At 68.9% G+C, this 14,473-nt stretch carries 8 protein-coding genes; 2 read left to right on the top strand and 6 right to left on the bottom strand.

Annotation, left to right across the window (positions count from 1 at the left end; translation table 11 throughout):
- Positions 1–119: 119 nt before the first annotated feature.
- Complete coding sequence (locus D452_RS0117195) at positions 120–1,052, bottom strand: SAM-dependent methyltransferase (protein ID WP_199560531.1); 933 nt, start codon at positions 1,050–1,052, stop codon at positions 120–122.
- Positions 1,053–1,505: 453 nt separating this feature from the next.
- Here D452_RS0117195 and D452_RS0117190 point away from each other — a divergent pair, with 453 nt between their 5' ends.
- On the top strand, positions 1,506–2,570 hold the full coding sequence (locus D452_RS0117190) for a glucose-1-phosphate thymidylyltransferase (RefSeq protein WP_026129409.1): 1,065 nt from the start codon (positions 1,506–1,508) through the stop codon (positions 2,568–2,570).
- A gap of 71 nt (positions 2,571–2,641) precedes the next feature.
- On the top strand, positions 2,642–3,619 hold the full coding sequence (gene rfbB / locus D452_RS0117185) for a dTDP-glucose 4,6-dehydratase (protein ID WP_017545384.1): 978 nt from the start codon (positions 2,642–2,644) through the stop codon (positions 3,617–3,619).
- A 74-nt stretch (positions 3,620–3,693) separates the two neighbouring features.
- Here the strand turns inward: rfbB and D452_RS28475 are convergent, their stop codons facing one another.
- From D452_RS28475 to D452_RS31435, 5 genes are all read right to left on the bottom strand, one after another.
- A complete protein-coding gene (locus D452_RS28475; RefSeq protein ID WP_040694094.1) occupies positions 3,694–5,079 on the bottom strand; it encodes an FAD-dependent oxidoreductase in 1,386 nt (461 codons plus the stop codon).
- Positions 5,072–9,484 carry a non-ribosomal peptide synthetase gene (locus D452_RS0117175; RefSeq protein WP_017545382.1) on the bottom strand — a complete coding sequence of 1,471 codons (4,413 nt, stop codon included), beginning with the start codon at positions 9,482–9,484 and terminating at the stop codon, positions 5,072–5,074. Before D452_RS0117175 ends, D452_RS28475 begins: the two co-directional genes overlap by 8 nt.
- Complete coding sequence (locus D452_RS0117170; RefSeq protein ID WP_017545381.1) at positions 9,481–11,289, bottom strand: amino acid adenylation domain-containing protein; 1,809 nt, start codon at positions 11,287–11,289, stop codon at positions 9,481–9,483. The genes D452_RS0117175 and D452_RS0117170 overlap by 4 nt, the downstream gene beginning before the upstream one ends.
- Before the next feature lie 43 nt (positions 11,290–11,332).
- Positions 11,333–13,636: an ATP-binding cassette domain-containing protein gene (locus tag D452_RS0117165; RefSeq protein WP_017545380.1), complete on the bottom strand. Its 2,304-nt coding sequence runs from the start codon at positions 13,634–13,636 to the stop codon at positions 11,333–11,335.
- Positions 13,637–13,733: 97 nt separating this feature from the next.
- Positions 13,734–14,459, bottom strand: coding sequence for an FAD-dependent monooxygenase (locus D452_RS31435; RefSeq protein ID WP_017545379.1), 726 nt, complete (start codon positions 14,457–14,459; stop codon positions 13,734–13,736).
- Positions 14,460–14,473: the final 14 nt, after the last annotated feature.

The raw sequence follows: 14,473 nt of genomic DNA, 5'->3' as shown, positions 1-14,473 counted from the left end.
GGTCTGATCCCCGGACGAGCGCACGAGGGACGGTGGTGGACGGTGTCGTCCGTCCACCACCGCCCCTCCATACGGGCGAAACCCACTTCTCCCGTGAGTCGGCTCCCCTGGGTCTGCGGCTAGCGCGCGGTCAGCTCGTAGAAGCAGGTGCGCGGCCCCGCGGCGGCATTGGTGATGACGCGTTCGCATCGCAGCCGCGACCTCCGGAACACGTCCAGCCACGCCGTCCGGTCCCGCGGTATGCCCTGGCCGGTCAGGACGTGCACGAGAAAGAAGTCGGAGTCGTTTTCCCGGTTGTCGTAGCGCAGCTCCGGCTCCCCGAGCAGGAACACCTTCCCCTCGGTCAGGACGTCGGCGAGGCGGTCGAGGACCGCGATCACCGCGTCCTCACCGTCCCGGAAGAGCTCGTGCATCACACCGACCCCGACGAGAACATCGGCCTCCGCCGCCTTCTCGGACCAGGTGTCCGGTGCGAAGGCGTCGGCGACCTCGAAATTCGTACGGTCGGCGAGCCCGCCCCGTTCGCTGTCCGCCCTGGCGTTGTCGACGGCGGCGCGGGAGATGTCGATTCCCGCGCCCGACAGCTCGGGAAGCCGTGCGCACAGCTGGAGGATCAGAGACCCGTCCCCACACCCGATGTCCAGGATCCGACGCGGCTGCCGATCCGAGAGGGCCTCCGCGACGAGTCCCACGTAGGACACCGTGGCGACGGTTCCGGAGTGACGGCTGAGCGCTCCGCCCGCCCGGGTCACGTCGCGCCCGTACTCGACCTTGTTCGTGATCAGGTCGGTCATCCTGGCGGTGACGGGTGCGTACGCCTCAAGATAGAAGCCGAGCCGGGCCAGCGAGATCTCACTGGTGAGGAGGGTCCCCTTCGGAGACAGCCGGTAGCACCCCTCCCTCCGGTCCAGGACGCCGCACACCCGCAGGTACCGAAGGAACCCCCGGCCGGTGTCAGTGTCCCCCTCGCCGAGGATCTCCACCGGAGACGCCCATTCCCTGGCGCGCAACCGTTCGAGGCATCCGGACTCGACGAAAGCATAGATCGACATGCACAGATGCATCGAGCTGATCAGTTCCGGCATACCGGAAATGTGATAGGAATGCCATGGGCCGATCTGCTCGTCATTCCAGACTTCCATGAGATCCGGCATATCCAATTCGAAACTCCTCGGGGTCTCCAGGGAACGCAAACCGAGCACTCCCCCTTTCGCCAACAACCATTGGCACCCAGGGTAACTTTCAACACAAAGGGGAACAAGCAGCTGACCGACAAATAAAACTCATCGGACCGTAAGAGACTCTTTCAGGGAACCGAGCCCGCCGCCGTCGCACCTTAGCAGCACGCGAGGCCGCCACCAGGCGACATCACGAGGGACCTGGCCGAATCACGGTAGAAGAAAGTCTTGAGAATATCTTCAGTTTCCTTGATGGAATCTCCCCGAACAGGAGGGAAAGGATAACCCTTAGACCACCCCTTCGACTCCTGAGGAGGCCCTCAGCCCATGAAGGCTCTGGTACTGGCTGGCGGGTCCGGGTCGCGGCTGCGCCCTATCACCCACACCTCCGCGAAACAACTCGTCCCCGTCGCCAACAAACCTGTACTGTTCTACGGCTTAGAGTCGATCTCCGCAGCCGGAGTGCGTGAAATCGGAATCGTGACCGGGGATACCGCCGCCGAGATCGAGGAGGCCGTCGGAGACGGCAGCCGTTTCGGCCTCGAAGTAACCTACCTGCGACAGGAGGCCCCGCTGGGGCTGGCGCACGGTGTCCTCATCGCTCGCGAGTACCTGGGCGACGACGACTTCGTCATGTACCTGGGCGACAACTTCATCGTCGGCGGCTTCGCCGACCTGGCCGCCCGCTTCCGCCGGCTCCGCCCCGCCGCCCAACTCATGCTGACCCACACCAGCACGCCCCAGGCGTTCGGCGTGGCCGAACTGGACGCCGCCGGCCAGGTGGTGGGACTGGAGGAGAAACCGACCCACCCCAAGAGCGACCTCGCGCTGGCCGGAGTGTACATGTTCACGCCCGCCGTCCACGGGATCGTCACGCACCTCAAACCCTCCGTTCGCGGCGAACTGGAGATCACCGACGCCATCCAGGGGCTGATCGACGCGGGCGAGCGGGTGGACTCCACCACCATCACCGGCTACTGGAAGGACACCGGGAACGTGGACGACATGTTGGAGGTGAACCGGAACGTCCTGGAGACGTTGGAGCCGCAGATCGCGGGCTCCGTCACCGAGAGCGACCTGGTCGGGCGCGTGGCCGTGGCCGAGGGCGCCCAGGTGGTCCGCTCGCGCATCGTCGGTCCCGTGACCGTGGGACCGGACGCGGTCATCCACGATTCCTACATCGGACCGTTCACGTCCATCGAGGGCGGCTGCCGGATCAACGCGAGCGAGATCGAGTACTCCATCGTGCTCCGCGGGGCCTCGATCGAGGGGATGCGCCGTATCGAGCGCTCCCTCATCGGTCGGGAGTCGCAGATCGTCCCCGCCCCTCCCACACCGCGGGCGCACCGACTCGTGCTCGGTGACCACAGCCAGGTGCGGATCAGCACCTGACCCCCCTCACCCGCCGCGTCCCACGCCGCCCGGCGGGGTTGCGCAAGGCATGGAAAGGCTCAGGACAAGCGATGAGAACTCTGGTCACGGGCGGTGCGGGCTTCATCGGCTCGCACTTCGTGCGCAAGCTGCTCGGCGAGCGCTCCGCGTCCCGTACTCGGGACCGGGTCACGGTACTCGACAAACTGACCTACGCGGGCAGGAAGTCGAACCTGGATGAGGTCGCCGATCGGATCGACTTCGTTCGCGGCGACGTCTGCGACGCCGACCTGCTCGCGCGGCTCCTTCCGGACCACGACGTGGTGGTCAACTTCGCCGCCGAGTCGCATGTGGACCGCTCCATCACGGACGGCACGGCGTTCGCCCGCACGAACGTGCTCGGCGTCCAGACCCTGATGCAGGCCTGCCTCGAATCCGGGGTCCGCAGAGTGGTCCAGGTCTCCACGGACGAGGTGTACGGGAGCATCGCGACGGGGAGCTGGAGCGAGGACGCCCCGCTGGACCCGCGCTCCCCCTACTCGGCCGCGAAGGCCGGAGGTGACCTCATCGCCTTGGCCTACGCCCGCACCCACGGGCTGCCGGTGTGCGTCACTCGCTGCGGCAACAACTACGGCCCCCGCCAGTATCCGGAGAAGGTCGTCCCGCTCTTCGTCACCAACCTGCTCCAGGGACGGTGCGTCCCGGTGTACGGGGACGGACGCAACGTTCGGGACTGGGTCCACGTGGACGACCACTGCCAGGGCGTTCGCGTCGTGATGGAGCATGGTGCGCCGGGCGAGGTGTACCACATCGGCGGCACCGCCGAGCTCACCAACCTCGAACTCACCCAGAGACTGCTCTCCGCCTTCGGTGTGGGGTGGGACCGAGTGGAGTGGGTCGCCGACCGCAAGGGCCACGACCAACGCTACTCCCTCGCGGACGACAAGCTGCGTGCACTCGGCTACACGCCGAGGGTCGACTTCGAGCGGGGGTTGACCGAGGTGATCGACTGGTACGGCGCCCACCCCTCGTGGTGGGAACCGCTGCGGTCGGCCATGGCGGCGTCGTAGGCCCTTCGCGCGTACCACGACGGCTTCGGAGCGCCGGTCAGGGACGGGCCGGGCGCATGGCTGCCGCGCGGCTGTCAGGTCGGGGTGCCGGACAGGCTCAGCCAGCCCTCACGGGCCCGGGCGAACTCGCCGATGATCTGCTCCCTTTCCCGGTGGAGATCCCGCCCCGCGCACAGCTTGTCCAGCACTGCGTTCGTCTCGCGGTACATGTGCCGGGCCTCGTTGTAGGGGACGGAGGTGAACGCCACCAACTGGTAGAGCGGTGTGTACAACTCCGGGTGCTCTTGGTGGAGCCGCCGCTCCAACGACCTACGGGCCAGGAAGGCCGAGTCGTCGACGTGGGCCGACAGCTCCCTCAGGTTGTCCAGGGACAGTTCGGCGAGCGCGTGCCCGGCCCTGACCCGCACGTCGCTGTACTCCCTGGCGACGAGCTCCGTGACCGCGCCGACCTCGCTCTCGTCGGTGAGGCGGAACTTCTCGAGGAGGGCGGCCAGGGTGGCGGCGTCCTCGAAACTGCAGTTGACCCCCTGGCCGTAGAAGGGGACGACCGTGTGCGCGGCGTCCCCCACGAGCACCACGCGGGCGTGGTGGTAGGGCGCGCAGTCGACCGTCCGGAGCCGCGTCGGCAGGCGGGCCATGAGACCGCTTCCGACCTGGGTCATCCGGTCGAACACGTCCGGGAACTCGGTCGAGCAGTAGTCGCGGACCGCGTCGGCCGAGTCGAGTCCGCGGAAGTGGGACCTTCGGTCGCGTCCGGCCATCGGCTTGAACAGGCTCGTGGTGAACGTCTGTTCGCGGTTGGGCTGTGCCTGGAGGAAGTGGTCGCCCCGCGGCCACAGGTGCAGACCGCTCGGATCGGCGTCCGCGTAGTCCATGGTGATCTCCGCGTGCCCGTGCGCGATGGACCTGCGGGTGACCCGCATGTGCGTCGGAGCGGAGGCGGCGATGGCGTCGCGGACCGCGCTGTTGGCGCCGTCGCAGCCGATGAGCAGGTCCCCCTGGAACCGGGCCCTGTGGCCGTCTCCGGAACGCACCGTCACCGCGGCCCGGGCCGCGTCCACTTCGACGCACTCGCGCTCGTAGTGGATCCGCGCCCCGGCGCGGACCGCCTGGTCGCGCAGCAGGTCCTGGAGGACGTTGCGGGGGATGGACAGCAGATGGTGGGTGTCCGCGGTCCCGTACGGCTGTGTGGAGACCGCGCCGTCCCGGTGGTGGATGATCCGTTTGGTCAGTACCGCTCCCTGGTGGTAGAGGCGGCGCCTGACCTCGTGGGGGAGAGCGGAGAGCCCGCGCGAGGTGAGCGTGAGGTTGAAGGAGTGGCCGCTGCCGACCGGACCGGACGCTGAGGTCCGTTCCAGGAGATCGACCTCGATCCCCTGGCCCCGGAGCAGCGTGGCCAGGGCGCACCCGACCGGCCCCGCGCCGACGATCACCGCTGAGTACCTGCGTTCTTCAGTCATGGCTCGCCTTCCGTCGCTCCTTCTCCGGCAAGGGGACCGCTCCGTGGGAGCGGAAGTACTCGAACATCCGGTCGATCCACCGCGTGTCCGCGGGTGGCAGCGGACACCCCAGTCCGGCGAGGGACCGCCGTGTCCTCTCGTTGTCGAAGGCGTGGTCGCCGAGCCGCATCACGCCCTCGCGCATGAACGGAACCAGGGGGCCAAGGCCCTCCCCCTGGGCGTCGGATTCGGCTCGCTTCTCCAGAGCGGCCATCCACTGGGCGCGGGAGGCCGGTTCGACTTCGTACCCGCGCTCGCGGATGGCCTCGATGATCGCGGGCCATGACAGCCCACGGTCGTGGAACAGGTGCCAGTTCGCGTCGTCGGGCCCAGCTGCCGAGAGGCGCACGATGGCCCTGGCCACGTAGTCCACGGGCAGCAGGTCGACGGGCGGTGCGTCCGTAATGTCATCCGGGTAGCGGCCCAGGAGCGTGAAACTCTTCATCTGGAGCCAGAAGAAGTCGTCGTGCCTGGAGGCCCCGGTGCCGTCATGGCCGCCGATCCGGCCGACCCGGTGCAGCGTGACCGGCAGTCCGGCCTGCCTGGTCTGAAGGGCGAGGTGTTCGGCCACCCACTTGCTCTGTGAGTATCCGATGCCCAGGGACGCGGGGTCGCCCGGAACCGCGTCCTCGGTCACGCGGTCCCCGGTCGAGTCAGGAGGAAAGACCCCCATCGTCGAGACCAGACGCAGCGGTGTCCGGTTGGCCGCGCAGAGGTCGAGCAGCACCCGCAGGCCGTCGACGTTGGCGCGCCGGACCGTGTGATAGGGAACGACGAAGTTGATGTGGGCGGCGGCGTGGTAGACCTCGGCCACGGACCTCGCCAGTCGCCTGTACTCCTCTCCCAGCCCGAGTTCGGGCTGGGAGAGGTCGCCCAGGACGACCTCGACCTCGTCGAGCACGGAGGGGTCCAGGGCGAACTTCTCGAACGCTCCCGCGAGGCGCCGCCGGGCCTGGTGTTCGGTGTCCGCGCGGACGAGGCAGCGGATCCGTCGACCGGCCCGCCGGAGCTCGTCGAGCAGATGGCTGCCCAGGAAGCCGGTCGCGCCGGTCAGCAGGACCGTTCCGTCTCCCGGTTCCCGCCTGGGAGAGACGGAGAAGTCGCGTAGCCGTGCGTCGTCGCGCAGCACCTGCGCCGTCGTCCCCTCCTCTGCGCCCTCTCCGCCCGCCAGGCACCCGGCCATCCCCCTCAGGGTGGGGGTGTTGAGCAGGGCCGACAGAGCTACATCGGTGTCGAAGCGCTGCCGGACGAGTCGGTGCAGGCGGGCGGCGAGCATCGAGTGGCCGCCGAGGAGGAAGAAATCGTCGTCGGGGCTCTGGGGGGAGGACCCGAGCAGCTCCGCCCACACTTCGGCCATGGCCAGCACGTACCGGGCTCCGGGCTCGTCCTGTCCGACCGCCTCCGCCAGGGACTGGTGCGGGCGATCGACGCCGGAGCCGTCGACGGTGGCGTCCCCGGCCCGCCCGACATGCCGGCACTCAAGCGCGCGGCGGTCCATCTTCCCGGTCGCGGTCAGAGGAATGCTGTCTACGCGGGTCAGCGTCGCCGGGATCATGTAGTCGGGGAGCAGGTCCGCGAGACGCGCCCGCCATTCGGGCCGTGGTTCGGCACCGGACTGCACGAACGCGTGCAACCGCAGTTCGCCCCCCGAGGCCCGGGCGATCACCGCGGCCATCTCCACGCCCAGCGCACGTTCGAGCGCGGACTCCACCTCGCCCGGCTCGACGCGGTAGCCCCGGATCTTGATCTGGTCGTCGATCCGGCCGCGGTAGTGCAGGCGTCCATCCGGCGCCAGGACGACCACGTCTCCGGTCCGATACATCCGCTGCCCGGGCGGTCCGAAGGGATCGGGCCGCATCGCCCTTGCGGTCCTCTCGGGCAGGTTCAGGTAGCCCGGAGAGATCACCGGCCCCGCGATGCAGAGTTCCCCCTCCACCCCGAAGGGCGCCAGGCGGTCGTCGTCGATGAGGACGCGGGCGTCCACGCCCGGGACGAGCGCGCCGATCGGCGGCATCGCGGGCCACGTGTCGGGATCGGCGGCCAGGGTCTCCGCCGTGCACCAGTGCGCTTCGGAGGGTCCGTAGGCGTTGATCAGACGAGCGTCGGGCAGTGCACGGAACATGGCGCGCAGGTCCTCGGTGACGACCAGTCGTTCTCCGGTGACGTACACCTCGCGCAGGTCCGGCAGCCGCACGGCGGAGGTCCGCAGGACCGCGGCGAGTTCGCGGAGCGCCACATACGGGAAGAACGCCCGCTCGATGCGCTGTTCGGCGAGCTGTGCGGCGAGGGCCTCGAAATCCGTTCGCGCGTGCGCGGGAGGGATGACCAGTGTCCCGCCCGTGCACAGGGAGCCGACGAGTTCCAGCGCGAAGACGTCGAAGGCGGGGGACATGTACTGGAGCGTGCGCATCCGGCGTCCGGACGAGATCCACTCCTGGCAGTGCGCGAGGTTGGCCAGCGTGGCCTCGGTGATCACCACACCCTTGGGCCGGCCGGTGGAGCCCGAGGTGTAGACGACGTAGGCGGTGTCGCCGGGCCCCTTGCGTCCGGGCTCGACAGGATCGGCCGGATCGCCGCCCAGGTCGTCGGGGGCGTGGACCTCCAGTCCCGGAGGCAGGTCCGCGCCGGACAGGTCGACGTCGGGGTCACGGACGAGGATGGTGGATCCGCTATCGCCGATGGCGAAGCCGAGCCGTTCCACCGGGTTGCCGGGATCAAGGGCGACGTAGCTCCCTCCGGCCCTCAGGATTCCGAGAACCGTGGCGACGAGGTCGGGGCCGGGGTGCAGCAGGACGGCGACCGGCGCGCCCGACCGTACCCCACGCGCGGCCAGGTCCACCGCCACGGACCGGACCCGCGCGTCGAGTTCGGCATACGTGGACTCGGCGCTGCCGGTGACCAGGGCGGGATGGTCGGGGGCCGCCTTGACGGCGGCCGTGAAGAGGTCGTCGGTCAGTTCGGTGCCCAGCTCACGGGCGTCCTCCTGCCGCGAGCAGGACTCGATGATCGCGGCCTCCTCGCGCGCACCCGTCCAGGGCAGCTCGCGGACCGGAGTGTCCGGTTCGGCGAGCACGCACTCGATGAGCTTCCGGAGCCGTTGGACGAGGTGTTCCGCGATGACGGCGCCGTCATCGGTGGTCGAGGCGTGCTCGACGATGAGCGTCCTGTGGTTCTTGGCCTCGTCGACGATGAGGGCCAGATCGTACTTGGCGCCGCCCGAGGTGTACTCCCAGGTAGCCACCCCCCAGTCGTGAAGATCGAGGCCCCGTGCGTGGGACGGCATCACGGTGATCATCGCGTTGAACAGCTCGCCGGTGCCGTCGCGGTGGTCACCGCTCTCGCGGAGGTCGGCGACCACGGTCTCCAGCGGGGCGTGCCGGTGCCGGAGCACGTCGAGCACCTCGCGTCTGACGTCCTGGAGCACGTCGTGGGCGGTGGCCCGGTCCGCCAGGCGGTGGCGTAGCACGACGGTGTTGGTCAGGTGTCCGACGACCTCGGCGTCCTCCCCGCCCTCGCGCACCGAGAGCGGCATGCCCAGCAGGACGTCGTCGTGACGGGTCTGTCGGTGCAGCAGCACGATGTACACGGCGATGAAGAACATGCTGGTGGTGATGCCCTGAGCGGCGCAGAACTCCTGCACCCGTGCGTTCAGCTCCGCGTCGAGGACCGTCTGGGCGGAGGTGCCTCGGGGCGCTCGATCCCCCGCCAACGAGACGGGCACGACCGCGGGCGCGCCGACGAGCTTCTCCCGCCAGTAGCCGAGCGTCCTCGAAGCCGCCCCTGGCTCTCCCGTGTCCGCCACACGCTCGCGCCACCGGGCGTAGGCCTCGAACGACTGCCGTGGGACGGGCCGCCCGGGCGCGTCGCCGCGTGCCAGGGCCGTGTAGGCCGCCTCGACGCGACGCAGGTAGGGCTTCCAGGACATGCCGTCGAAGACGGTGTGGTGGATGTTGAAGACCAGCAGACTCGTGTCCTCGGACAGGAGGCGCAGGTGACGGACGCGCGCGAGCGGTCCCGTCCCCAGGTCGAACACGGTCCGGGCGACCTCGTCCACCTGCTCGCCGATCCACGTTCGCGGGTCCCGCCCGCCGGAGTCCCGCAGCTCGACCACCGGGTCCAGGCGGTCGTGCACGATCTGCCGCAGGTCACCATCCGAGCCCATCTCGAACGTCGTGCGCAGGGCGGCCTGCTCGTGGTGGACCGTGCGTACCGCTGCCACGAAGCGGTCGTCGTCCAGCAGGACGGGGAGCCTGAGGACCAGGGGCTGGTTGTACGCCGTGGGATCCTCAGTGCCGTACGTGCTCGCGAACCACAAACCGGCCTGGACCGGTGACGGCGGGAACGCCTGTCCTCCGAGGCTCGTCATCTGGAATCACCTCCACGGCGCCGGGCCCGGATCAGAGCGGCGACACCGGTCACCGTGCCCGCGTCGAGAATGTCACTGGGGGACAACGAGACGCCCACCACGTCGTCGAGCCGGGAGCCAAGGTCGATCAGGTGCAGCGACGTGACCCCGGCCTCCAGGAGCGCCTCGTCGGCGCCCAGGCCCTGGCGGTCCATCACGGCGGCAAGCGTCGACCGGACGGTCTCGGCGAGTCGGTCCTTCGGAGGCCGTTCCCCGTTTCGCCCGGTCCCCTGTTCGACCGAAGCGAGCCGAGTGCGCAGCTCGCCCCGGTCGACCTTGCCGTTGGCGTTCAGGGGGAACGAGTCGAGGAGCGTCACGGTCGTCGGAACCATGTAGTCCGGCAGCCTCTCGCGCAGGTGGGTCATGAGGGCGTGCTCACTGACCTGGCTCCCCTCGGCCCCGGGATCGGCCGTGCACCACAGCACGAGTCGTTCCGAGGCCCCGTCGCCGACGGGCGCCTGGACTACGGCCCGGGCCACACCCGGGAAGGCCTCCGCGGTCACCTCCACGTGGCGGGGCTCCACCCGGTACCCCCGGACCTTCAGCATCTGGTCGCCGCGCCCGCCGAGCACGATCTCGCCCTCCTCGGTCCATTTGGCCAGGTCTCCGGTGCGCAGCAGCCGTCGGCCGCCGTGCCTCACGAACTTCTCCCCGGTGAGCTCCCGGTCGTTGAGGTAGCCCAGGGCCAGTCCCTCCCCGGCGATGCAGAACTCACCGATCCGACCCGGCGGGCACTCCTCGAAGTGCTCGTCCCGGACGGACAACTCCACCGTGGGCATCGGGCGGCCGACGGGGACGTCCCCCGTGGACAGGTCCGCGGCGGTGACCCGGTGGACCGCGGTGAGCGCGGAGTTCTCCGTACAGCCGAAGGCGTTGAACAACGCGCCCTCCATGACGCCGAGGGCCCGTTCCAGGTGCGCGGTGGACGGGAAGTCCCCGCTGACGATCACCCACCTGGCCCGTGCGACGGTCTCCGGATGGTGCTCGACCAGGAGGTTGAAGAGTCCGACGGGCAGGTTCAGCACCGTGGTCCGGTCACGGATGATCAGCTCGGCGAGCTCCCGAAGTGCGGGGACCTCCTGCGGGGCGACCATGAGCCTTCCGCCGCGTAGCAGGCAGGTCCAGATGTCGGTGGTCGACGCCGCGAAGCTCGGCTGTGCGAGTTGCAGGAACCTGTCGCCCGGCCCGGGGGTGTAGTCGGTCAGGTGCCGGGAGACCCTGGCGATGCCGCGGTGCGCGATCACGACCCCCTTGGGCACCCCGGTCGATCCGGAGGTGAACAGGACGAAGGCCGGGGCGTCCGGGCTCGGCTCGACCGAGGGCGGCCCGGCCGGAGCCGCGGCCGCCTCGGCCAGCAGGTCTGCGACCGGCAGGGCCTCCTCCCAGGGCGCTTCGGCCGGGCGGTCGCCGACCACCATGAGAGCGGGCTCGGCGGCCTCATACATCCGCGCCTTGTACTCGGGCGGATGGGCGGGGTTGAACGGGACGACGACGAGCCCGGCCTTGAGGATGCCGAGGAAGAGCTGGTAGGTGGCAAGGCTTCGGTCGAGGTGGACGCCCACGTGCTGCCCCGGCCGCAGCCCCCGGGCGGAGAGAGCCAGGGCGATCCGGTCGGTGCCCGCGTCAAGCTCCCCGTACGTCAGGGTCCGCAGGCCGTCCGTGATCGCCTCACAGTGCGCCTGGTCCCGTGCCGTCCTCGCGAACGCGCCGGTGATCGTCTCCGAGGTGACGACCTCCGGTCGTCCGAGTGTGGTCGTCGACAGCATTCCCACTCCTCCATCACAGCTCTGCTCGGGATCGCTCATGGGGTTAGACCAGCTCCTTGGCCAAGTACCTTCCGGTCAGACTGTCCTCATCAGTGGCCAGGTCCTCCGGCCGACCGGTGAAGACGACCCTGCCCCCCTCGTGTCCCGCGCCCGGCCCGAGATCGATCACCCAGTCGGAAAGCCGCACCACGTCGAGGTCGTGTTCGATGACGATCACCGTGTTGCCCGCGTCGATGATGCGGTGGAACAGGGCGACCAGGTTGCGCACGTCGGCCATGTGCAGTCCTGAGGTCGGTTCGTCGAAGACGAAGATCCGCCCGTTGTCGGTGAGCCGGCTCGCGAGCTTCACGCGCTGCCGCTCGCCACCGGAGAGTTCGGACAGCGAACGACCGAGGGTGAGGTAGCCCAACCCGACGTCCACGAAGGCCTTCAGCCGCTCCCTGACCGTTCCGCCGATCTGCTCGACGGCCTCCTCCACGGTCGTCTCCAGCAACTCGGTGACCGTACGGCCGTACAACCGGTACTGCAGCACGTCAGGGTGGAAACGCCCGCCACCGCACGTCTCGCACGTGACCGTGACGGGGTCGAGGTAGGCCATGTCACTGGTCACGCTCCCGCGCCCCTTGCAGGTCGGGCAGGCGCCCTCGGCGTTGAAGCTGAACAGGCCGGGTTTGACCCCGTGCACACGCGCGAACTCCTGGCGGATGTGGTCCCAGATCTTGGCGTAGGTCGCGGGGGTAGACCGGGGGTTGATGCCGACCGCGCTCTGGTCGATGACGACGACGCCGGGGTTCTGCTTGGGCAGCACCTGGGTGGTCAGCGAGCTCTTCCCCGAACCGGCGACTCCGGTCACAGCCGTGAGGACGCCCAGGGGGAAGTCGACGTCGACGTCGCGCAGGTTGTGCAGGTTGGCGGACCGGACCGGGAGGTGGGCGTCGAAGCGGCGCGCCCTGGAGGCCGGGAGCGGTTCGCGCAGCCCTGTGCCGGTGGCGGTGTCGCTCGCGGCGAGTTCGGCCGGGGTGCCCTCGAAGACGACCGTTCCGCCGTGCTTGCCAGCGCCGGGACCGATGTCGATCACGTGGTCGGCGGCCTCGATGACCGCTCGGTTGTGCTCGACGACGAGGACGATGTTTCCCTTGTCCCGCAGCTGGTACAGCAGCGCGATCAGCCGCTCGACGTCACGGGGGTGCAGGCCGGTGCTGGGCTCGTCGAACACGTAGATCATGCCGGTCAGGCTCGATCCGAGGTGGCGCACGGTCTTCAGGCGCTGCCCCTCGCCGCCGCTGAGGGTCAGGGAGGAACGGTCGAGGGAGAGGTAGCCGAGCCCGACCGTCTCCATGCGCCGCAACGCGGCGATCGGCTGCGCGAGGAGCGAGGCGTCGCCGATCGTGGCCTCCATCGCGACGAGCGTGTCCAAGAGCTCGGTCACCTGCATCGCCGAGAGGTCGGCGATGTTGCGTCCGTCGATGCGCGAGTCGAGGACGGCTCTGGAGAGCCGAGTGCCGCCGCAGGAGGAACAGGCCGCCATGTCGACGACCTTCTCGACGTACTTGCGTTCCTTGGCCTTCAGCGAGTCCAGGCCCGGCTTGACGTACCGCCGGGTGAACCGCTCCACGAGGCCTTCGTAGTCGTTCACCGAGACGTTGCCGAACTCGTCGGGCCGGGCGGTCTGGAAGCCGCCGCCGTGCAGCAGGAGTTCGAGCTTGTCCTCGGAGTAGTCCCTCAGCGGGAGGTCGGAGTCGAACAGTGGCTCGCCGAGGCGGGAACCGGACTGGTCGCCGTGGAAGTGGGCCGTCGCGTAGCGCTTCCAGTAGTTCGTGCCGACGGCGAAGTTGGGGTGCTGGATGGCGCCTTCGTTCAGCGACTTGGACCGGTCCAGCAACCGGTCGACGTCCAGGCTCAGCACTTGGCCCAGCCCCTCGCACTCCGGGCACATCCCCTCGGGCGCGTTGAACGAGTAGGCGGTCGACTCGCCAGCGCTCGGACTTCCGTGCCGGGAGAACAGGACGCGCAGCATCGGCTGGACCTCGGTGAGGGTGCCGACCGTGGAGCGCGCGTTGCGCCCCAGAGCGCGCTGGTCGACGACGATGGCCGGGGAGAGGTTCTCGATGTATTCGAAATCGGGGCGTTCGAACTTCGGGAGCCGGTTCCGAATGAAAAGCGGGAAGACCTCGTTGAGCTGCCGTTGTGATTCTTTGGCGATCGTCTCGAATATCAGTGACGACTTCCCTGATCCGGATACTCCGGTTACCACGGTCAGTGCGGGCGAGGGGACTCGCACGGTGACACCGTTCAGGTTGTTCGCACGGGCCCCGTGGATGATGAGTGCCGGCCTCGTACTGTTCACCGTGTTCTACCTTCTTTCATGGATTATTTCTGGTCATTCACGAGATCGGTGACTCCGGCGACTCCCTGGGGTCCGAGTACCGAGATCACGGCGGGGGTCACGTCCAGGCGTCACGCCCGAAGCTCCCCCCTCTGGTCAGGAGGCTGGCCGCGAACCGGCTCAACGGAAGATCGAACACGTCTTCCACCTGGGAAAACCATGCGGCGCTAGTTCTGCCCTGTTCCTGGAACCGCTCGACGACGGGTCGACGGGTCTCCTCATACACGGACAGCGCGCGGGGGAGGTGGTCAGCGACGGCAATGCTTTCCACCAGCACGAAAGCGTCTTCGAAAGCCAGGTGCGTACCGCTGCCGATCGAGTAATGAACGGTGTGCGCGGCGTCACCGACAAGTACGATGTTACTGCGGGACCACGGACGCACCGTCCGTTCTCGGAATCTACGCCATATCAGGTTCTCCCGAACCGGATCAGGGCGAACGGGGAGGCCGAAAAAGACGGAGAGATCGGCCGGTCCGAGCGCCCTGGCCCCTTCCACCAGAAAGGTACTGGCGGAGTCGCTGAACGGGTAGGCGTGCGCCATGTAACAGCCGTCGACCGCCGACACCCCGAGGAAGTTCAGTTCGCCGAGCGCCTGGTCGAGACCGAGCCAGGCATAGGGCGGGCCGACCTCCTCGACAGTCGTGGTGAAACCGGCCCGGTCCGCCATCGATCCCGCGCCGTCCGCGCAGACCACGAGGTCGTACGAGCTCGCGAGGGCGGAGAGCTTCGGCGCCTCGCGCTCTCGGAGGACCACGCCCTGCGCGCCGCAGGCCTCCCACAGCAACCGCTTCAGCGTGG

It is taken from the genome of Nocardiopsis prasina DSM 43845 (assembly GCF_000341265.1).
Lineage (GTDB): Bacteria > Actinomycetota > Actinomycetes > Streptosporangiales > Streptosporangiaceae > Nocardiopsis > Nocardiopsis prasina.
Note: the sequence above shows the minus strand (reverse complement) of the source record. Positions and strands in the feature narration are given on the sequence as shown.

Excerpts from the sequence above, each read along its gene's own strand:
- D452_RS0117190 (WP_026129409.1), top strand. The coding sequence starts at position 1,506 with ATGAAGGCTCTGGTACTGGCTGGCGGGTCCGGGTCGCGGCTGCGCCCT.
- D452_RS0117175 (WP_017545382.1), bottom strand. The coding sequence starts at position 9,484 with ATGACGAGCCTCGGAGGACAGGCGTTCCCGCCGTCACCGGTCCAGGCC.
- D452_RS0117195 (WP_199560531.1), bottom strand. The coding sequence starts at position 1,052 with ATGTCGATCTATGCTTTCGTCGAGTCCGGATGCCTCGAACGGTTGCGC.
- D452_RS28475 (WP_040694094.1), bottom strand. The coding sequence starts at position 5,079 with ATGACTGAAGAACGCAGGTACTCAGCGGTGATCGTCGGCGCGGGGCCG.
- rfbB (WP_017545384.1), top strand. The coding sequence starts at position 2,642 with ATGAGAACTCTGGTCACGGGCGGTGCGGGCTTCATCGGCTCGCACTTC.
- D452_RS0117170 (WP_017545381.1), bottom strand. The coding sequence starts at position 11,289 with ATGCTGTCGACGACCACACTCGGACGACCGGAGGTCGTCACCTCGGAG.